Here is a 21,389-nt window from a genome sequence, read left to right as displayed (position 1 = left end):
TCTTATTTACTGGAATGTAATATAATTGATGCGATTAATAATTTGTAGAAAAAATCTTTTTTTTCATAGTTGTCCTAATAACATTCACAAATAGGTGGACATTAATAATAGGCCAATTATTGGAGGGTACTTATAAATGAAAATATTGATTGCTGAGGATGATAAGGCTTCAAGAAAACTATTAAAGTGCTTTATTGAAACGCTTCCACAATTTCAAGTTGTTGCAGAAGCGGCCAATGGAGAAGAATTAATCCGCTCTGTCATGGAGAATAAACCAGATATCGCCTTAGTTGATATTGATATGCCTTTATTGAATGGACTAGAAGCAGTTAAATCCTGCAAAAAGCTACTTCCCTCTTTAGAAGTAATTTTTACAACAGGACATGATCAATATGCTTTAGATGCTTTTGATGTCAGTGCTGTTGATTATATTGTTAAACCGATCGAAAGGGATAGACTGTATACAGCTTTAGAAAGAGTGGAAAAAAGATTATATCAAAGCGGTATACCAAGTGAAAAAGCTTCAAAAAATAAAGATATCATGATAAAAAGAAACAATCAAATTACTTTTCTGCCACCTGAAGAGATTCTATTTATTGAAAAATTGGATAGGAAAACGGTTATTCATACGAAGGATAATAAATATGAAACAAATGAGCCATTAACGACTTACGAAAACGTTCTCGGGCCCCGTTTTATGGCAACACATAGGTCTTATCTAATAAATCTTGATCAATTAGCAAGAGTAGAGACAGCTGGTCGAATGTATCAGGCTTATTTCAAAAACTATAACGAAACAGCAAGGGTTTCAAAGCAGAAATTAGTAGAATTACAACATTTAAAATCATTATCCAATTAAAAAGACAGTGAAAATGGTAAAGGCAGCCTTTTTTAAACCATCATTAAATGATTACAAAAGCTCACGATAACTTAATGATTATTGTGGGCTTTAATCTTTTTAAAAATTATGACTATTTTGTCTAAAAGAATGAAATAGAACATCGAATGAAATGATAACGCTCCCAATTGAATTGATTACATGTCTAAAGCTTGTTAGACACGATTAGTGAGTGCGTTTACAATTTGATTATAGCAATAAAAGAGAGTTATAAAACCCAATGTAAAAACAATCGAAATGGAAAAGTCAGTTCAACCTATAATTCCTAGTAAAATTAGTGGTTTAGTATGATCTATTCGTAATGTGTAATCGGTTACATTCTTGTGAGGAGGTGATGGAAAAACGTGAAGTGATAATTCATGAAAATGATTTTTTCAAGGCTTTGATAAAAAAGGGAGGTTTCATTATGAAAAAGAGAATTCTACTATCGATGCTTTTCATGTTAGGACTAAGTGTTTTCGTTGTTGGTTGCAATGGTGAAGAAGTTTCGGAAACAGTTGCAGATAATGATGAAGTGGTAAAAGAAATAGAAGAAGAGGCAGATCCAGATAATACGTTTACAGGACCATTGACGATTAATCCAGATATCCCTGACTTGGATGTCTTAGATATAGGGCCACATGGTGAACAGGCTGAATCAGCCAAGGATTTAATCCTTACTGAGGAAGAGCTTCAGCAAATTAGAGAGGGAGGCTACACAGCAGCGATTGTTATGCATTATTCTGGTACGGATTATATGAATGCCGCAGTTGGGGCGATGCGAGACACCTTTGAAAGAATGGGGATTGAAGTGATTGCCGAAACGGATGCGCAATTCAGTGCTGAAACGCAAGTAAATGATATTGAAACCGTGTTAGCTAGACAGCCAGACATTATGATCTCGGTGCCAGTTGACGCTGTTTCAACTGCAGGGGCTTATAAACAAGCGATTGAGCAAGGAGTAAACGTAGTATTCATGGATGGAGTGGCAGAAGGTCTTGAGCCCGGTGAAGATTATATAAGTATTGTATCAGGAGATAATTCTGGTAACGGGGCAGCAGCAGCCCATATTATGGCAGAAAAGCTAGGCGGGGAAGGAAAAATAGGTGTCGTCTATCATGATGTTAATTTCTTTGTAACAAAAAACCGTTCTGATGCTTTTGAGGAAACGATTAAAAATGAGTATCCAAACATTGAAATCGTTGCAAAAGGTGGAATTACGGGCCCGAATGATGGAGAGGAAGTAGCATCAGCGATGATTACTAGAAACTCTGATATAGATGGAATTTTCGCTCCTTGGGATGTGCCGGCAGAGGGTGTCATGTCTGCTGCACGAGCAGCCGGCAGAGAAGATTTAATTATTACAACCGTTGATTTAGGGGAGAATGTTGCGAGATCGATCGCTTCTGATGGAATTGTAAAAGGACTTGGAGCTCAACTACCTTATGATCAAGGTGTAGCTCAAGCCATCCTTGCAGGTTATGCTGTTCTTGGAAAAGAGGCACCACCTTATGTCGCATCTCCTGCCATTAAAGTAACGCAAGAAAATGTCTTAGATGCTTGGGAGCTTATCTATGGGGTAGAAGCACCTGCAAATGTACAAGATGCATTGAAATAATATGATAAGATATGCATCTTTCGGAATCGAACTGTATTTGAAGGTTTCGAGTCTAGAAGTTTTCAAGGAAGCTTCAATACGAGTTCCTTTTGTAAGGTGCGGTTATTTAATATACGAAACTAACAATTTTGGAGGCTATTCTATGACGATGCAAGCTGTGTTTTTTCCTGGTGATAAAAAAGTAGAAGTAAGAGAAATGGAGATTCCCAAGCCAGGGCAGGGGGAAGTACTGGTTCAATTAAAAGCTTCAGCTATTTGCCGCAGTGATATGAGTTTGTATTACGGGACTTCTGTATTTGAAGGAACAAAAACAGGTTGTACAGTTCCTGGGCATGAGCCAGCAGGCGTGATAAAAGAAGTAGGAGCAGGTGTAGCAAATTTTAAATCTGGTGATCGGGTTGCGGTATACTTAGCGCTTGGATGTGGAGAATGTGCACATTGTAAAAGCGGATATAAAATGTTTTGCAAGGAATTTAAATGTATCGGTTTTGATTCTCATGGAGGAGATGCCGATTATATGGTTGTACCTGAAGAAAACTGCATGAGACTTCCTGATGAGATGAGTTATATTACGGCTGCTGTTTCTACAGATGCGGTTGGTACGTTATATCACGCTCAAAAAAGAATGGCGATTTCAGGAAGAGATACGCTCGTCATCTTCGGCATGGGACCTATGGGTGGAGCAGGTGTCATGATTGCAAAAGGGTTAGGAGCGACAGTGATTGCTGTTGATATGTTAGATGAACGGCTAGAGATTGCGAAAGAATTAGGAGCAGATTATACACTCAATGGGAAGAACGTTGATATATTAGCAGAAATTAGAAAGATTACAAACGATCGCGGAGCAGATGCGGCTATTGATTGTTCTGGTAGTCCATTTGCGGAAAATGATGCATTAAATAGTGTAAGAGCTCATGGAAGAGTTGCTTTTATAGGTGAAAATAAGGAACTGAAAATCCACCCAAGTGAACAGTTAATCCGTAAACAGATAACAGTCATGGGTTCGTGGTATTTCCCAATCCAGGAATTTGATGAGATTGCAGAATTCATTGTCAGAAAACAATTACCTGTAGAAAAGTTAGTAACCCATACGTTTACGTTAGAAGAAGCAGAGAAGGCTTTCAAATTATTCGATGAAAGAAAAACAGAAAAAGCTGTGTTTGTTTGGGAATAAACATTCAAAGGAACGAAGAAGGAGTTGTTGAAAGTGAAAGGTATTTCTTTTAATACGTGGGCTTATAGTGGTTTTCCAGTTTGGGTTCCTTCGTATCCATTAGAAGAGGTGATTAAAAGACTGTCTTCGTTTGGATATGACGCCATTGAGATTGGATGTGCAAGTCCGCATGCTTGGCCAGATTATTTATCACCGGAACGAAGACGAGAGATTTTACGTTTACTTAAGGAGAAGAATTTAAAAGTATCTGCAATGCTTCCTGCCCCCGGTGGCGGACCTGGAGTAAATCCTAGTTCCCCTTTGAAAGAGGAAAGGGAGTTTACGATTCAACATTATAAGGATGTCGTTCGGTTAGCCTCTGAATGGGAATGCCCGACTGTGATGTGGATTGCAGGCTGGGTAGTTCACGGGACATCTCAAACGGAAGCTTGGAATTATAGCTTAGAAGCGTTAACGGAAGTCGCCGAATATGCAAAAGATCTTGGTGTAACGATGGTCGTTGAGCCTACGCCGGCAGATAGTAATTTAATAGAGACAGCAGATGATGCCTTACTATTAAGTGAGCAAACCGGATTATCGAATGTAAAGGTGATGTTTGATACGTTCCATGCTTTGTATCGGAATGAAGTTCCAAGTGACTATGTGTACAAGATGGCAGATAAACTTCATCACGTTCATATTTCTGATAATGACCGGCTTCCACCTGGGGAAGGTAGATGTGATTTTGACGCGGTATTGAAGGCATTAAAAGATATTAACTATGATGGATATTTATCAATGGAAGTAGGGTTTCACACAAGGCAAGCAGAACCAGATTGGTATGCGAAAAAATCAATTGAATTTTTAAGAGGAAAAGTAAAGCAGATTTATGGAGATAGACGAGAGGATCAGCCTCTAACTTAAATGAACATATGGTAGACTAGCAAGCCCGTAATCGACAAAAGTTGATTGCGGGCTTTAAAAATTCTTATAATTTGTGATTTTTTTGTCTGAATGAATGAAATTCGTGTCCGAATTAAAAGTAAGCGCTTCCGAAATCAGAAATATGATGTCTGAAACAAGTTAGACACTAATGCTGAATCCGTTTACAATGCAAGCATAGAGTTAAAAAAAAAGAAATGAGCGAACAAAAATGGTAAGAATCGTTGATGTAGCCAAAAGGGCAAATGTTTCTACTGCTACCGTCTCAAGGGTGTTAAGCAACCCTCATACGGTTAGGAAAGAAACGATGGGAAGGGTTTTGAAAGCGATAAAAGAGTTAGATTACCATCCCAATATATTAGCCCGCCAGTTACGAACACTGAAAACAAAGACAGTCATTGTCGTTGTTCCAGATATTTCAAATCCCTTTTTCTCGAAGGTTCTTAGAGGGGTCGAATATGTTGCAGCCGCAAATGGTTATCAAGTTTTAATAAAAGATACAACCAATGACTTAGAGTTAGAGAGTGGTTATGTAGATCTTCTTAGACAGAAGAAAGCAGACGGCATGATTTTTTTAACAGTAATGAATTCAGAACTTGTAAATATAGTAGAAAATCAATATCCCGTCGTTCTAGCTTGTGAGTATATAGAAGGTTCAAGTATCCCAACAGTATCAATTGATAATATCAGTGCTGCAAGAAAAGCGACCGAATATCTGATTCAATTGGGACATAGACAAATAGCCTTTATATCAGGACCGACTACCAGCGTTCTCGGACAGGATCGGCTAAAGGGATTTTATCAAGCGTTGGCCCAATATAATGTAACCGTCGATCCGGTACTTATTCAAGAAGGGGATTTCACTTATGAAAGTGGCTTTAATGTAATGAATAAGCTACTGGCTCTAAATCAGCTTCCCACTGGAGTGTTTGCCGCTAATGATGAAATGGCACTTGGGGCCATTAAGGCAATCAAGTCTAAACATTTTCGAGTTCCTGCTGATATCTCAGTCATAGGGTTTGATAATATCAAGTTTTCAACGATTGTTGAACCAGAGCTTACGACGATTGCTCAACCGGCTTTTGAAATTGGGAACAAAGCGATGGATCTGCTTATAAAGCTGATGAAAAATAAAAAGATTATTAGAAGTCAATATATTTTAGATGACAAGCTTATTATCAGAAATTCTTGCGTAAAAAAGGTCTGAAAAAAAGTAAGTTGCTAAAATGTAATCCTTTACAAAATATAGACACAATCAGTTTATAATTCCTAGTTAATTGGGAGTTTTAGTTTGGTTAAATGTAATCCATTACAAATTATTCCCACTTTTAAGTAGGAGTCTAGAATGTTCACTGTTTTAATTGTAATCCTTTACATTCTTTAAGGGGGGTGATGCAAGCAATAGATCGTGTGAAAACTGTACAAATTACTTGATTTGAATTGGAGGAGAAAAATATGAAACTAGGATATCAAACAAATACATGGGGTGGTGTTGTTGGACACCCGGCAGGAGTTACTTCAATTAAAGATGGTTATTATTTAACAAATGGTTCAACGGAAAAAGCATTAGAGGATCTTTCGAGTGTAGGATATCAGGGCTTTGAAATTTTCGATGGAAATCTGATGCAATATGAAAATAAGAAAGAAGAGTTTCAAATATTGATGGACTCTTTAAAACTAAAGTTGATTGGTGTTTATTCTGGAGGAAACTTTATTTTCGATGAAATCCTCGAGGAAGAGCTAGCAAAAATTGAAAAGGCGGCAAGTCTTGCTGCTGAATTCGGTGCAGAGCATTTAGTCGTTGGCGGGGGAGCGCTAAGAAGTACAGGGATTTTAGAAAGCGACTATGAAAAATTAGGACAAGCTTTAGAACGCGTAAGTGAGATTGCGAAAGCAAATGGGTTAGTTGCGAGCTATCATCCGCATTTAGGTTCATTGGGAGAGTCTCCAGAGCAAGTCGAGAAGATTGCACAATTTACATCGATTAACTTTTGCCCGGATACAGCCCACATTGAAGCGGGCGGCGAAGATCCGATTGAATTTATTAAAAAATATAAGGATCGTATCCCTTACGTTCACTTGAAAGATTTAAAAGGTGGAGACTTCCTGCCATTAGGTGAGGGAGAGCAAAACTTACAAGGAGTAATTGAAGCGCTTCAAGCAATGAATTACGACGGATGGGTAACGGTGGAATTAGATAGCTACGATGATCCGAAGAAGGGAGCGCAAATTAGTTTGGATTTCCTAAATAACTTTTACAAATAAAACGAATAAAGAATGGGGGCGTTAAAATGAAAAAGTTTAAATGGTTGGCCATTACTTCTTTTGCAGCAGGAATGCTAGTTGTAGCTGGATGTAATTCAGAGAGCACTTCAAACGGTGCTAAGGAGCAACCATCTACCACTGAAACAAACGAAGAAGTTGCGCTAGAGCCAATTACAATTAATCCGAATATTGATGCGGATGCGGTCATTCAAAGTGAAGGGCCATATGGAGAAACGGCGGTTTCTGCCAGTACACTAGAGCTAACCGTAGAAGACATTGAAAAAATCAGAGAAGGAAATTATAAAGCAGCTCTCGTTATGCACTATGCAGGTAATGATTGGTCAAATGCGCAAATAAATGGGTTGCAAAAGACTTTTGAGAAAATGGGAATTGAAGTCATTGCCGTAACAGATGCGCAATTTAGCGCAGAAAAACAAGTGTCCGACCTTGAAACCGTAATGGCAAGAAACCCGGATATTATTGTTAGTATTCCAACAGATCCTGTTTCCACTTCTTCTGCATTTAGAAGAGCGGCTGAACAAGGGATTCACTTAGTATTTATGGATAATGTACCAAGCAATTTAAATCATAATGAACATTATGTAAGCGTTGTTTCCGCTGATAACTATGGAAATGGAATCGCTGCTGCTGAAGTAATGGCAGAAGAGCTTGGTGGAGATGGGAAAGTCGGTGTCGTCTACCATGATGCAGATTTCTTTGTAACAAAGCAAAGATCAGAAGCATTTGAGGCTACGATTCAAGAAAAGTATCCAAACATTGAAATTGTAGCTCGTAGTGGAATTAGTGGTCCGGATGATGGACTACAGGTAGCTTCAGCCATGTTGACAACAAACCCTGATCTAGACGGCATCTTTGGTGTGTGGGATGTACCAACTGAAGGAATAGTAGCAGCTGCTAGAACAGCGGGTAGAGATGATTTAGTCATTACAACCATTGATTTAGGTGCAAATGTAGCTTTGAACATTGCAAGAGGTGGTTCGATTAAAGGACTAGGAGCCCAACTTCCTTATGACCAAGGAGTCGCAGAAGCCATTTTAGCTGGTTACGCACTGTTAGATAAGGAAACGCCATCTTACGTGGCCGTACCTGCTTTAACAGTAACACAGGATAATATTCTCGACGCATGGGAAATGGTTTACTCGACATCAGCTCCACAAGAAGTTCAAGATGCATTTCAAAATAACTAATTTATATTTCACTTAATAAAGGGAGGAATTTCAAAATGAAAACATATAACGTAGGTTTAATTGGTGCAGGATTTATGGCAAAAGCACATTCACTAGCATATGCAGGGATGCCAATGTATTTCTGGCCAGCTCCAGGGCTGACATATCGTAAAATGGTGGCCGATGTAACAGAAGAGTTAGCGAAAGATGCTGCAGCTCGACTTGGATACGACGAATATACAGCAAATTGGATGGATATTATCAACAACCCTGATATTGACATCGTTGACATTGTAACTCCGAATGATTCTCATGCAGAGATTGCCATTGCAGCAGCAAAAGCAGGAAAACACATTATTTCAGAAAAGCCATTAGCTCGTAATGCAGCTGAGGCGAAAACGATGCTGGATGCGGTCAAAGAAGCAGGAGTCAAGCATATGGTTGCATTTAACTACCGTAGAACACCTGCTGTTGCCCTTGCAAAAAAATATATTGAAGAAGGGGCGATCGGAAAAGTATTAAACTTCCGTGGAACGTATCTGCAAGATTGGTCTGCAGACCCGAATTCTCCACTTTCTTGGAGATTTAAAAAAGACATTGCTGGTTCAGGGGCGTTAGGAGATATCGGGACACATGTCGTTGATTTTGCAAGATATTTAGTTGGTGAAATCTCTGATGTAATGGCACATACACAAACATGGGTGAAAGAAAGACCGATCCAAACTGGCGGTGTTGATAAATTAGGAACCGTAAAGTCAGCGGAAGATGTACCAAAAGGACAAGTTGATGTTGATGATGAGTTAATGACACTTTTAAAATTTGAAAATGGAGCCGTTGGAAGTATTGAAGCAACTCGTAACGCTCACGGCAGAAACAACTTCCTTACATTTGAAATTCACGGGGAGAAAGGTTCACTTATTTTTAACTATGAGCGTCGCGATGAATTACAAGTTTTCTTTGCCGATGACCCAGCCGATCGTAAAGGCTTTAGAACAGTATATACAGGTCCTGCACACCCATACGGAGAAGGGCTATGGCCAATTCCTGCATTAGGAATCGGATATGGAGATACGAAAATTATCGAAGTCTATGATTTTGTGAAAGCCATTGCCGATGACACGGAGGTTTCCCCTAACTTTGATGATGGATACCAAATTTGTGTGATTAGTGATGCAATCTTGGAATCTGCTGAAAAAGGCGAGTGGGTAAAAGTAAACAAATTAGAAGTAACGATTCCTTAATTACAATAAAGGGGGTAATTCATTACCCCCCTTTAAACAAAGGGTGATTTTATGACAAAGCTAGCATTAAGAATGTCAGAAATATCAAAATCTTTTAATGGGATAAATGTACTTGATCATGTTGAATTTGAGTTAGAAAAAGGTGAAGTTCATGCACTAATGGGTGGGAATGGAGCTGGAAAGTCAACGTTAATGAAAATTCTAACGGGTGTCTATCAGAAAGATAGCGGAAAAATTGTCATTAATGACAAAGAGGTAGAGATTGAAAAGCCGCAAGATGCACAAGAAAACGGTGTAGCGATGATTTTCCAGGAATTTAGTGTGATCCCTTCCTTAACAGTAAAACAAAACATTTTTTTAAATCGTGAATTAAAGAAAAGCAATGGATTTTTAGATGAAAAAGCGATGTATATTCAAACTGAAGATCTTTTAAAGCAATTAAATGTCAATATTAATCCAGATATGTTAATCGAAAATCTAAGTGTCGGCTTTTGGCAAATGACCGAAATTGCCAAGGCACTTGCTCAAAAGGCAAGTATCTTAATTATGGATGAGCCAACCGCAACCTTATCAAAAAATGAAACCGAAACATTGTTTGAGTTGATTGAGACATTAAAGTCAGAAGGTATGTCAATCATTTATATTTCGCACAGGATGGATGAAATCTTTCAAGTCTCCGATCGGATAACTGTTTTGCGGGATGGCAAATTTGTGATTACAAGTCCCACAGCTGATTTAACCATGGAAGAGCTTGTTCAACATATCGTTGGTAAATCGATGGAGTCAAGCTTTGGTTGGAAGCCTCGTTCATACTCAAAAGAAGAAGTGATGTTAGAAACGAAGGACTTACATTCAGGATCGAAAGTAAATGGAGTAGATCTCCATGTATATAAAGGAGAAATTCTTGGTATTGCAGGTTTAATGGGAAGCGGGCGGACAGAACTGGCGCAAGCATTATTTGGTATCGATCCAATTAGATCTGGAGAGGTCTTTGTGGATTGTCAAGCGGTCAGAATAAAACAGCCGCAAGATGCCATTAACGCTGGGATTGCGTTAGTTCCAGAAGATCGACGAGTACAAGGATTAGTACTGACCCATGAAGTAAAAGAAAATATCATTTACCCAATCTTAAAGAAAGTATCGAAATCTGGGTTTATGAATAAGAAGAAAATAGATCAACTATCCGAGCAGTTCGTTGAAAAGTTAAATATTAAAACGGATAGTATCTATAAGTCTACCAATCTCTTATCAGGCGGGAATCAACAAAAAATCGTACTCGCAAAATGGTTAGCTAATGAACCGAATATATTAATCCTTGATGAACCGACAAATGGAGTTGATATCGGTTCAAAATCCGAGATTATTGAAATTATTCGTGAGTTAGCTGATCAGGGGAAAGCCGTTATTGTCATTTCTTCTGAACTAGCAGAGCTTTTAGCTGTTTCAGATAGAATTATTACGTTAAAAAATGGCAAGGTAACAAGTGAATTATTACGTGAGGAAATTAAATCGGAGGAGGATTTAGAACATGCAATCCAAAGTCATTAATACTACAACTGCAACAAAACGTCCTGCTTTTGATTGGCAAAATTACATTGTCTATATTGCTTTTATTGGAGTTTTCATCATTTTTTCAATCACGCTTTATGATTATGGATTTTTATCAACCAATAACCTTTTAAATATTGTTAGACAAACAGCAATGATTTCAATTATGGCTGTAGCGGTAACATTCGTGATCTCAACTGCCGAAATTGATTTATCGGTTGGTTCGATTGCGGCCTTATCTTCTTTAACGGCAGCATTAGCGATCCAATCATTCGGTACAGTTGGTGGTATCCTTGCAGGACTTGGAACAGGAGCAATCATTGGCTTAATCAATGGACTTCTTGTTACAAAGGTGTTGATTCCATCCTTTCTTGTCACGCTTGGAATGATGATTATTGTGAAAGGGATTGCGATGTGGGTTACAGGAACAGCTCCTGTACCAATCTTAAACGATGCATTTATTTTCTTATTTGGTTCTGGAAGCTTAGGGCCGATTCCGATGCTTTTCGTTTGGACGATTTTAATAGCGGTAATCGGTCATATTATTTTAAGAAAAACAACGTTTGGCAGACAAACTCTTGCAACAGGGGGAAATGAAAGCGCAGCTAGATTCTCTGGGATCAATACAGCTCGTGTCAAACTAATCGCCTTAGTATCTTCAGGGATGATGGCTGGTTTTGCTGGTATGTTATATGCAGGTAGACTTGAGGCCGGTCGTTTTACCTTCGGTGAAGGGGCAGAGCTTTCTGTTATTGCAGCCGTTATTCTTGGTGGAACGAGTCTGTTTGGCGGAGTTGGAACAGTCGTTGGAACGATTTTTGGTTCAATTTTAATTGGAACGATTAATAATGGTTTAATCATTATGGGCTTAGATGTCAGTCAGCAAATGATGGTTAGTGGCTTGATTATTATTTTAGCAGTAGCGTTTGGACGCAAAGCAAAGAAACGATAAAGAAAAAACAGTTTTTAATGAGATAGGAGAGGTGAGTTAGTATGAATAAAATCAAAGTAGGTGTCATTGGAACAGGATTTATAGGACCGACTCACATTGAAGCGGTCAGACGATTAGGATTTGTTGAGGTAGTAGCACTAGCAGAATCGAGCCTTGAGGCAGCTGAACAAAAAGCGGCTGAGTTAGGCATTCCAAAGGCATACGGAGATTACAAGGAAATGCTGCGCGATGAAGAGATTCAAGTCGTACACAATTGTACGCCAAATCATCTGCATTTTGCGATTAATAAAGAGATTATTTTAGCAGGTAAACATGTTTTATCAGAAAAACCGTTAGCGATGTCAAGTGACGAAACAAGAGAATTGCTAGAGTTAGCTAAAGAGCATGACGTTGTTAACGGGGTTAACTTTAACTATCGCCAATTCCCTATTTTAAAGCAATTAGAAACGATGATTAAAAACAATGAGTTAGGGAAAGTAAATCTTGTTCACGGAAGCTATTTGCAGGATTGGCTGTTATATGAGACTGATTATAATTGGCGGTTAGCTCCAGAATCAGGTGGGAAGTCGCGTGCGATAGCTGATATTGGCTCCCATTGGTGTGATACCGTCCAACACGTAACGGGTAAACAAATTGTTGAAGTATTTGCGGATTTAGCGACTGTTATTCCAGTAAGAAAGAAAGCAATCGGAAATGTGGCTACTTTTGGAGCTCAAGAGACAGCGGACCAACAGTATGAAGAGGTACCAATCAATACAGAGGACTATGCATCCGTTCTCGTTCGCTTTGATGACGGTACAAGTGGTGTCTTTACTGTATCGCAAGTAAGTGCAGGACGTAAAAATCGATTAAGCTTTGAAATTAACGGCAGCCAAAGTTCCGCTTATTGGAATCAGGAAGAACCAGAGAAGCTATGGCTCGGGCATCGCGGCCGTGCAAATGAAACTCTTCTTGCAGACCCAGCGTTGTTTAACGATGAAGCGAAGGGATCGATTCATCACCCAGGTGGTCATAATGAAGGCTGGCCTGATGCGTTAAAAAATATGATGAAAAACTTCTACACATTTATATATGAAGGAAAAGATCCATTAAAGGATCAAACAAACTTTGCAACATTTGCTGATGGCCACCTTTCCATGTGTATTACAGATGCGATTCTAGAGAGTCATACAAACCAAAAGTGGGTGAAAGTAAACGTGGGACAGGAGGTCAAGTCGTGAAACTAGGAGTCTTTACCGTCCTCTATCAAAATCTGCCTTTTGAAGAAATGCTAGATAAAGTTGCTGAAATGGGGATAGAAACAGTCGAGTTAGGTACGGGAACCTACCCTGGGACAAGTCATTGTAATCCAGATGAATTACTAGATAACCCTACGAAATTAAACGAATACAAAAAAGCCATTGAAGCAAGAGGCCTTAGCATTAGCGGGTTGAGCTTCCATGGCAATCCGCTTCATCCTAACAGGAAGTTTGCAAATGAATCCCATGAGTCATGGCGAAAAACCGTTTTATTAGCAGAACGTTTAGAAGTACCCGTAGTAAATGGGTTTTCCGGTTGTCCAGGTGATCACAAAGATGCAAAGTTCCCGAACTGGGTTACTTGTTCATGGCCGCCTGAATATGGCGAAATGCTTGAATGGCAGTGGAATGAGGTTGTCATTCCATATTGGAAAACAGAAGCAGCATTCGCTAAATCACATGGAATCAACCAAATTGCCTTTGAGATGCATCCTGGCTTTGTTGTCTATAATCCAGAAACATTGCTGAAATTAAGGGAACATGTGGGCCCTATGATAGGAGCAAACTTTGATCCTAGTCATCTTGTCTGGCAAGGAATTGCCCCAGTTGAAGCAATCAAAAAACTTGGACGTGAAAAAGCTATTTTCCACTTTCATGCAAAGGATACTTATTTAGATCAAGCGAATATCAGTGTGAATGGTGTCCTTGATACGAAACATTATAGTCAAGTCCTTGATCGTTCATGGACGTTTCGAACGGTAGGATATGGTCATGACGCAAAGACGTGGCACGATATGATCAGCGCACTTCGGGCAGTTGGATACGACTACGTCCTCTCAATTGAACACGAAGATATGCTTGCATCCATTGATGAAGGACTAGGGAAAGCGATAGCACTTTTAAAAGCATCCCTTTTTAAAGAAGAAATCTCGGAAATGTGGTGGGCGTAAGGAGAAGCAAGGGGCATTTCCCTTGCTTCTTTATATATTGATTATATTTGGGAACTTGGAGGGGTCATAATGAAAGTATTAATTGCTGAGGATGACAAGGCTTCAAGAAAACTATTAAAGTGCTTTATTGAAAATCTTTCACGCTTTCAAATCGCTGGTGAAGCAGTAGATGGAGAAGAATTCGTTCGCTTAATTATGAATGAAAAACCAGATATTGCGATAGTAGATATTGAAATGCCTTTTTTGAATGGAATGGAGGCAGTGAAAACATGCAAAAGACTTCATCCGTCTCTTGAGGTAATCTTTATATCAGGTTATGACAATTATGCTTTAGATGCGTTTGAGGTAAGCGCTGTCGATTATATTGTCAAACCGATCAAAAGAGAAAGATTATTCACGGCTCTAGAGCGTGCGGAAACAAGATTATATCAAAATCGTATCATTATTGAAAAAGGTCATGCAAATAAAGATTTAATGATTAAGAGAAACAATCAGATCACCTTTCTTTCACCTGAAGAGATTCTATTTATTGAAAAATCTAACCGGAAATCGATTATTCATACGGAACATTATAAATATCAAACAAACGAGCCATTAGCCAGCTACGAACATCTTCTCGATTCCCGTTTTATGATCGCACATCGGTCGTATATCATTAACTTGGGTCACTTGACTAGAGTGGAAACAGTAGGTCAGATGTATAAGGCTCATTTTAAAAATTATTCGGAGACGGCAAGGATATCGAAGCATAAATTGTTAGAGTTGCAGAGTTTGAAGACGGGAGTGGGGTGAGGGATTACTTACAGAGAACTTATAACTTAAGAACTCAACTTTCGCAGGCCAAATTAGGCAGGTAAGCCCTGATGTAACTTGGTAAACCTGCAATCCATTGTGATAGTTGATTTTTAAGTAATTGTTGTGTTTGTTTATTCGTCTTTTTCAAGACATCTTGAAGAAGCTTCAATTCCCTTGGATAAGGCTCGTTCAATCATTGCCGGGATTTGATCAGGGGCAGATTGGGTCGCTTCGATACGGCGCTTATAACCTGAACATCGCTTATCAATCTCTTGATTAATGCCGTTGATAGAAGACGTTTTTGAGCTTAGTAAAGAGAAGTCAACCGGCATGAATGTGTGTCCGTCTGACCAGCCTAATGTAAGCATTCGAAATCCTTTATAAAATCGCATTTTCAGAGAAGCATGATCAAAACAACGGGCAAGTAACTCGACCTGTTTACTACGATTGCGATCAAACGTAGAGTCATCAATGATGAGCACTTTTGGACGGTCTTTTGATGTAAGAACACTGACTTTTTGAATCGTCGCTGCACTAAAATGTAAAGGAATTTCCGCCAAGCAAACTTGGAATGATAAAAAAACGATAGACGGGATCTTTTCCAGGAAAACAATCATTCTTCTTAGATGTGACAAGGGTAAACCAATTCTTCTGATGAAAGATCAGACTGAAAACAAGCTGAAACAAATAGGCACAAGAAAAGCCAAAGTTTTTTCGAATACCTGCTTGACGCAAGTGTTTCGCTACTTGTAATTCAGAGAGTACAGTTGAAAGTTCATTTGGTAGTTGCTCATTTGAGTGTTTTTCATTTATCATAGAGAAGGCACCTCTTCTTTGTGGTAATGGTTTCTAGTCAATTCCACTATACCAAAGAATGAGGTGCCTTTTCATGTTTCAAGGCACTCGTCAAGTAGTGAAGTTAATCATTCTTAAAGCTTTGATAGATCTAAAACAAGGTCAATTTTCAAGGTGCGAAAGTTGAGTAATTTATATAAACCTGACAACAAAAGGTTGAGGCAGTCTGAGACAGCGCTTAACTTCTGAGCAAAGTAAAAAAAATGATACATAATGCGAAATATCAGGTTGATTTTGCTGCTGATGACAGCCTTGGCTTTTTTCAGAGGCAATCTCTTGTTAAGTTGGAGTTGATTCATCAAAGAAAGTAACCAACGTCACAACAATAGTATGATAAGTCAAAATATTAAAGGTGGAATAATAAGATAGTGAAAAAATTTTAACAAGAGTTGTTATAGACTATGTGTGAGGAGGGAAAAGGTTGGCGGATTTATTAATAGTAGATAATGATAAAGTAGCAATCAATGAGATCGCTAGTATCGTGCAAAAAAGCAAGTATCGATTCTTATCGATCTACAAGTCAAACACAGCTAAAAGAGGAATGCTGCTGTTAAAGCAAAGTCAACCAAGTGCTCTAATACTTGATTTGTCTTTACCAGACATGGATGGGATAAAATTCGGGAGAGCAGCCCTTCAATTGTATCCTTCATTGCCTGTTATTGTGGTAACTCAACTAAAAATGTTTAACTTAGCTCAAAATGCTTTAAATTCAGGTTTTTCTTCCTATCTTTTGAAACCGCTTACGAAGAATGAATTGATTGAAACCTTTGATAGAGTCCTTACTCCTACTATTAGTAAAGAAATTAACCAAGGGTTGAAAAGCAATCAAGCACTTTCTACTGATTTAACAAATCCAATCGAAAGTGCCATTCAATTTATTCAAAATCAGTATCATGAAACACTTACGCTAAAGCAAGTCTCAGATAAAGTGTATTTGAGCCCTTCGTATTTAAGTCGTCTATTTAAGGAAGAGACGGGGATGACGGTAGTAGAGTATTTATTATTCGTTCGGGTTCAAAAGGCTAAAGACTTGCTTAGACTCTCCTCATTACCGATTGAAGCGATTGCTCATCATACTGGGTTTGCAAATCCTAGTTACTTTGCTACAGCATTTAAGAAATTGGTGGGCAAAACACCAAGTGAATACAGGGAACAGTTCCATTGGAAGTAGATTAATAGGAAAGGGGTGTTAAAACTTGTTTTCTATCTATCAAGAATTAAAGCGTTGTCATCAAGATGGAGTGAGAGGTGTTTTGGGAACGATCATTTCAACAGAGGGCTCATCTTATCAGAAAGTCGGTGCGAAATGTTTCATCTCAGAAGACGGCATAATTACAGGTCTTGTAAGTGGAGGATGTGTGGAGAGTGATTTAAAAGAACATGCAGCATCTGTCCTACAAACAGGAAGGGGAACCATCGTTCATTATAACTTTCAAGATGAAAATGATCTCATTTGGGGATTAGGTCTTGGCTGCAATGGCAAAATAACCATTTTATTAGAACCTTTTTTGCCTGTGCAACAACCAGAAACGACCGAGAGCTTGGTGGCTGCCTTTTCTCTCATGCAATCACATAGTCTCTGTATCGTTAAAGTGATTGATGCTAAATCATCGTCTTTTATTAGTGAACAATGGCTCATCAATCTAGATCACATCGATACGTCTATTATTCCATATCAAGATGTCGTCGTAGATCTTCATCGACAATTATGTCATCGTCAATCGGTTCTATCAACTGTTAGGGGAGGCAATGATGTAAGGATCTTCTACGATTTCACAACGCCACCGCCACATTTAGTGATTTTTGGAGCGGGTCCGGATGCAATTCCGTTAGTTCAAATCGCGCAGAGTTTGAAATGGAATGTGGAACTAGTAGATCATCGGCTGAGCCATCTTGAGCAAGAAGTTTTCAGTTCAGTTGTTAAGAAAACACATTATGCAGCGGGGAGATTTCCAACTGTTGAAATCACGACAAACTCTTATGTAATTGTCATGACTCATAACTTTTTACAAGATCAAGTGATCCTTCAAGAAATTATCAACATGAACGTTGCCTATATCGGTTTGCTAGGCCCACGGAAGAGAATGAAGGAATTGCTTAAAACAGATATCTATTCTGATAAACAACAACTCATTCATAGTCCAGTTGGCTTAGATATTGGTTCGAAAACTCCTGAAGAAATCGCGCTTAGTATCTTAGCCGAAATCATGCTCGTGTACAGAGGGGGAACGGGACGAAAGCTAAGTGAGGTGAAAAAGGAGAGTGAATCATTATTGAGTCTGTAAAAAAGAACGTGTGGGGTATTATCCTTGCGGCAGGACTATCAAGACGAATGGGGACGGCAAAGCTGTTATTGCCTTATAAAAATGAGCCTATCATTTACCATGTCATTCGTCATGCTCTAAATTCGTCGTTATCAGGAGTTACGATTGTGGTTAATTCGCACCTGTTCCCAATCCTAAATGAAGAAAAGAAAATGAATGGTGCCAAGGTTGTGGTGAATGATGAAGCTTCTATTGGAATGTCGGAATCGGTGAAAGTCGGGATCGAATCGATTCCTAGTGATGTTGATGCTGTGATGTTTTTGTTAGGAGATCAACCGTTACTATCAGCCGTTGAAATTGACTTTGTGCTCCATGATTATGAGAGACATCAAAAAAAGATTGTCCAAGCAACGTATCAGAACAAACGTGGGCATCCAGTCTTATTCGATAAACAGTACTTTTGTGATCTGCGACTTATACAAGGGGATGAAGGGGGACGCTCAATTGTGAAGAAGTACAAAGAGCAGGTCTACTATACTGAGACAGGAAAAGAGCCAATACAAGATATTGATACAAAATCAGATTATGAACGATTACTTCGGGAGGAGGTTTCTTAAGTGGATCAATCGATAGGTAAGCCCCTTGCACGGGTAGAAGATGCAAGATTATTAACAGGGCAAGGTCAATACATTGATGATTTGGCTACACCACCAAGTACCGCACAAGTTGCGATCGTTAGAAGTACGTATCCGCATGCGAAAATTAAATCGATTGATGTTTCAGAAGCATTAAAGGTGTCTGGCGTCAAAGGGGTGGTGACTGGTCAGGATGTTTTGCCCTATTTACATCCATTTAGTGTAGGGGTAAGTGCCCCGGTTAAATACTATCCCATTGCAATTGATAAAGTACGATATGTTGGCGAGCCTGTAGCGGTTGTCGTAGCAAAAAATCGTTATATAGCTGAAGATGCTGCAGAGCTAGTGAAGGTGTCTTACGAAACATTGGAACCGAATGTAGATATTGAACGAGCATTGGAGGAGGACGCTCCTATTCTCCATGAAAATGTCGGGTCAAATATCGCGAATCATCGAACGTTTCATTATGGCGATGTGGACGATGCCTTTACCCTTGCAGATCGTATAATTAAACACAAATTTACGTTTCCGAAGTATTCAGCTACACCTGTTGAAACATATGGGGTGATTGCTCAGTACGAGCAAAGTTCAAATAAATATACCGTACATGCAAACTTTCATGGGCCATTTGTCATTCAGGCTGTTATGGCGGGAGCGTTAAAAATTCCAAGCAATCGCTTACGAATCATTGTTCCAAAAGACATTGGTGGAAGCTACGGGATCAAGGCGGGGACGTACCCGTATATCGTTCTCTGTTCTGTTGTTAGCCGAATCGTTGGGTGTCCGGTTAAATGGATAGAAGATCGTCAAGAGCATTTATCGGCAAGTTCAAGTGGAACAGATCGAGTGACCTATATTGAAGCCGCGGTGAACGAAAATGGAAAAGTGCAAGGTCTAAAAATGAAGATGATTGATAATGTCGGGGCGTATATTCGTGCACCTGAACCAGCTTGTTTGTACCGGACACATGCTAATTCAACAGGGGCGTATGATATCCCGAATTTAATGATTGATGCGTATGCGATTATGACGAATAAATTGCCTACAGGACTTATTAGAGGCTATGGCGGTCAAGAGCTCTATTTCCCATTAGAAAGATTAATGCAAATGATCGCGCATGAGCTAGATTTAGATCCAGCAGATGTTATTCGGACCAATCTCATTAAGAAAGAACAATTCCCTTATCAAACCGCTTCGGGTGGAATGTATGACAGTGGCGATTATGAAAAAGGATTTGAGCTTGTATTGGAAACAGGCAAATATCAAGAGTTCAGACAAAAGCAAGCAGAGGCAAGAAAAAAAGGCAAGCTATTTGGTGTCGGCTTGTCCTGTATCGTTGAACCATCCGGCTCGAATATGGGCTATATCACGATTGCTTTAACACCCCAAGAACGCTCCTCTTCCCTGCCGAAGTCAGGCTGTGCAGAGGCTGCGACGATCTCTATGGATCCAATGGGCAATGTGAACGTTCGGATTAGTACGACTCCCTCAGGTCAAGGACATGAAACAGTTGCGGCACAAATTGTTGCCGATGTGTTAGGCATAGCTGCTGAGAACATTAACGTCGTTGCTGAACTTGATACATCAACGAGTGCATGGTCGATTGCCTCTGGAAGCTATTCGAGTAGATTTGCTTCCCTTGGATCAAGTGCGATTTTCTATGCAGCACACAAAGTGAAAAAGAAGCTACTGAAAATTGCCGCACATTTACTAGATGAAAAAGAAGAGGATCTTATAATAGAGAGTGCTTCTGTCAAATCGAAAAGCAATCCAGATAATTCGATTTCACTAAAGCGAGTGGCAGGAGCTGCGCATTGGAACCCACTATCGTTACCAGCTGAGATGGAACCAGGGATTTATGAGACGTATTATTACACAGCGAAAATCGCCGAGCCGCCAGATGAGAATGATTTAATTAATTCTTCGGTTACGTATGGGTTTGTGGCTGATATGGTCACCGTAGAGATAGATCCTAATACTGGAGAGGTAAAAATAGAAGACTATTTTACCGTTCATGATGCTGGAAAACTACTAAACCCAATGATTGTTGACGGTCAAATATACGGTGGACTCGTGCATGGATTAGGGGGGGCCCTATATGAGGAACTCGCCTATGACGAAAAGGGACAATTTTTAACGGGTTCTTTTATGGATTATTTATGTCCAACTGCACCGGAAATTCCTAAGGTCACCATTAAGCATATTGAGACACCATCTCCGCTCACACCACTTGGAGCAAAAGGGTTAGGAGAAGGCAATACTATGAGTGCTCCTGGTGTCATCGCGAATGCAGTAAGTGATGCCTTGAAACCGTATGGAATTATGATTGATTCTCTGCCACTGAGCCCAAACAAGATTTGGAGCTTGCTCGCAAAAAGTGATGTTACATTACAAAAAGAGGTGAAGATGAAATGAATGGAAAAGGAAGTTTAACATTAGAAGCTGGAATTGAAAGATCATGGGAAGTATTACTCGATCCACACGTATTAGAGAAATGCATCATGGGTTGTAAAAAGCTAGACTTGATTGAAGAGAATAAATACACAGCCGACTTAGCGATTGGAATTGCAGCTGTAAAAGGAAAATATGAATCTACGATTGAAATTGCTGATATTGAGAAACCAAAGCATTATAAATTGATTGTGAAAGGAGCAGGGGGACCTGGCAATGTAGAAGCAATTGGAGAGATTGATTTAATTCCGATTGATGAGAATACAACCACTTTATCTTACAGCTATGAAGCTGAGGTAGCTGGCAAAGTAGCAATGGTCGGACAGCGCATGTTGAGCGGGGTTGCAAAATTAATCATTCAAGATTTCTTCAAGAAATTTGGGAAGGAATTAAAGCGAATGGAGAAGAGTGCCTAAGG

The 21,389-nt window shown here is 39.3% G+C and carries 18 protein-coding genes and 1 pseudogene; 18 read left to right on the top strand and 1 reads right to left on the bottom strand.

What is annotated here, in order from left to right; translation table 11 throughout:
* Positions 1 to 136 precede the first annotated feature (136 nt).
* The 13 genes from SLH51_RS01555 (at position 137) to SLH51_RS01495 (ending at position 14,763) form a co-directional block, all read left to right on the top strand.
* Complete coding sequence (locus SLH51_RS01555) at positions 137 to 859, top strand: LytR/AlgR family response regulator transcription factor (protein WP_335958581.1); 723 nt, start codon at positions 137 to 139, stop codon at positions 857 to 859.
* Positions 860 to 1,304: 445 nt separating this feature from the next.
* Positions 1,305 to 2,495 carry a substrate-binding domain-containing protein gene (locus SLH51_RS01550; RefSeq protein WP_335958579.1) on the top strand — a complete coding sequence of 397 codons (1,191 nt, stop codon included), beginning with the start codon at positions 1,305 to 1,307 and terminating at the stop codon, positions 2,493 to 2,495.
* Between the two features lie 142 nt (positions 2,496 to 2,637).
* Positions 2,638 to 3,669: a zinc-dependent alcohol dehydrogenase family protein gene (locus tag SLH51_RS01545; RefSeq protein WP_335958577.1), complete on the top strand. Its 1,032-nt coding sequence runs from the start codon at positions 2,638 to 2,640 to the stop codon at positions 3,667 to 3,669.
* 33 nt (positions 3,670 to 3,702) lie between these two features.
* A complete protein-coding gene (locus SLH51_RS01540; RefSeq protein WP_335958576.1) occupies positions 3,703 to 4,572 on the top strand; it encodes a sugar phosphate isomerase/epimerase family protein in 870 nt (289 codons plus the stop codon).
* A gap of 229 nt (positions 4,573 to 4,801) precedes the next feature.
* Positions 4,802 to 5,797, top strand: coding sequence for a LacI family DNA-binding transcriptional regulator (locus SLH51_RS01535; RefSeq protein ID WP_335958575.1), 996 nt, complete (start codon positions 4,802 to 4,804; stop codon positions 5,795 to 5,797).
* 248 nt (positions 5,798 to 6,045) lie between these two features.
* Positions 6,046 to 6,855, top strand: coding sequence for a sugar phosphate isomerase/epimerase family protein (locus tag SLH51_RS01530; protein WP_335958574.1), 810 nt, complete (start codon positions 6,046 to 6,048; stop codon positions 6,853 to 6,855).
* A gap of 26 nt (positions 6,856 to 6,881) precedes the next feature.
* Positions 6,882 to 8,063 carry a substrate-binding domain-containing protein gene (locus tag SLH51_RS01525; RefSeq protein WP_335958572.1) on the top strand — a complete coding sequence of 394 codons (1,182 nt, stop codon included), beginning with the start codon at positions 6,882 to 6,884 and terminating at the stop codon, positions 8,061 to 8,063.
* Positions 8,064 to 8,098: 35 nt separating this feature from the next.
* A complete protein-coding gene (locus SLH51_RS01520; RefSeq protein WP_335958571.1) occupies positions 8,099 to 9,283 on the top strand; it encodes a levoglucosan dehydrogenase in 1,185 nt (394 codons plus the stop codon).
* A gap of 51 nt (positions 9,284 to 9,334) precedes the next feature.
* Complete coding sequence (locus SLH51_RS01515; protein WP_335958570.1) at positions 9,335 to 10,831, top strand: sugar ABC transporter ATP-binding protein; 1,497 nt, start codon at positions 9,335 to 9,337, stop codon at positions 10,829 to 10,831.
* A complete protein-coding gene (locus SLH51_RS01510) occupies positions 10,812 to 11,783 on the top strand; it encodes an ABC transporter permease (protein WP_335958568.1) in 972 nt (323 codons plus the stop codon). The genes SLH51_RS01515 and SLH51_RS01510 overlap by 20 nt, the downstream gene beginning before the upstream one ends.
* A gap of 41 nt (positions 11,784 to 11,824) precedes the next feature.
* On the top strand, positions 11,825 to 13,003 hold the full coding sequence (locus SLH51_RS01505; protein WP_335958566.1) for a Gfo/Idh/MocA family protein: 1,179 nt from the start codon (positions 11,825 to 11,827) through the stop codon (positions 13,001 to 13,003).
* Positions 13,000 to 13,971, top strand: coding sequence for a sugar phosphate isomerase/epimerase family protein (locus SLH51_RS01500; protein WP_335958565.1), 972 nt, complete (start codon positions 13,000 to 13,002; stop codon positions 13,969 to 13,971). Before SLH51_RS01505 ends, SLH51_RS01500 begins: the two co-directional genes overlap by 4 nt.
* Before the next feature lie 69 nt (positions 13,972 to 14,040).
* Positions 14,041 to 14,763 (top strand): LytR/AlgR family response regulator transcription factor, encoded by a 723-nt coding sequence (locus tag SLH51_RS01495; RefSeq protein ID WP_335958564.1) that lies wholly within the window; start codon positions 14,041 to 14,043, stop codon positions 14,761 to 14,763.
* A gap of 161 nt (positions 14,764 to 14,924) precedes the next feature.
* Here SLH51_RS01495 and SLH51_RS24395 read toward each other — a convergent pair.
* Positions 14,925 to 15,582: pseudogene (locus SLH51_RS24395) on the bottom strand (IS4 family transposase); the annotation flags it as partial.
* 460 nt (positions 15,583 to 16,042) lie between these two features.
* Between SLH51_RS24395 and SLH51_RS01480 the strand changes: the two are divergent.
* Genes SLH51_RS01480 through SLH51_RS01460 form a run of 5 tightly spaced genes read left to right on the top strand, consistent with a single transcriptional unit; the run spans position 16,043 to position 21,387 of the window.
* Entirely contained in the window at positions 16,043 to 16,792 is a 750-nt protein-coding gene (locus SLH51_RS01480) for a response regulator transcription factor (protein WP_335958558.1), read from the top strand.
* A gap of 25 nt (positions 16,793 to 16,817) precedes the next feature.
* On the top strand, positions 16,818 to 17,906 hold the full coding sequence (locus tag SLH51_RS01475) for an XdhC family protein (protein WP_335958556.1): 1,089 nt from the start codon (positions 16,818 to 16,820) through the stop codon (positions 17,904 to 17,906).
* A gap of 8 nt (positions 17,907 to 17,914) precedes the next feature.
* Positions 17,915 to 18,502 (top strand): nucleotidyltransferase family protein, encoded by a 588-nt coding sequence (locus tag SLH51_RS01470; RefSeq protein WP_335958554.1) that lies wholly within the window; start codon positions 17,915 to 17,917, stop codon positions 18,500 to 18,502.
* Complete coding sequence (locus SLH51_RS01465; protein ID WP_335958552.1) at positions 18,503 to 20,935, top strand: xanthine dehydrogenase family protein molybdopterin-binding subunit; 2,433 nt, start codon at positions 18,503 to 18,505, stop codon at positions 20,933 to 20,935. It begins immediately after the preceding gene.
* Entirely contained in the window at positions 20,932 to 21,387 is a 456-nt protein-coding gene (locus tag SLH51_RS01460) for an SRPBCC family protein (protein ID WP_335958551.1), read from the top strand. The genes SLH51_RS01465 and SLH51_RS01460 overlap by 4 nt, the downstream gene beginning before the upstream one ends.
* The last annotated feature ends 2 nt before the right edge of the window (positions 21,388 to 21,389 follow it).

The sequence above is a fragment of the Halalkalibacter kiskunsagensis genome, assembly GCF_037027555.1.
Classification (GTDB): Bacteria; Bacillota; Bacilli; order Bacillales; family Bacillaceae_D; genus Halalkalibacter; species Halalkalibacter kiskunsagensis.
The sequence above is the reverse complement of the archived record's forward strand: the minus strand, read 5'-3'. Positions and strand labels throughout refer to the sequence as shown.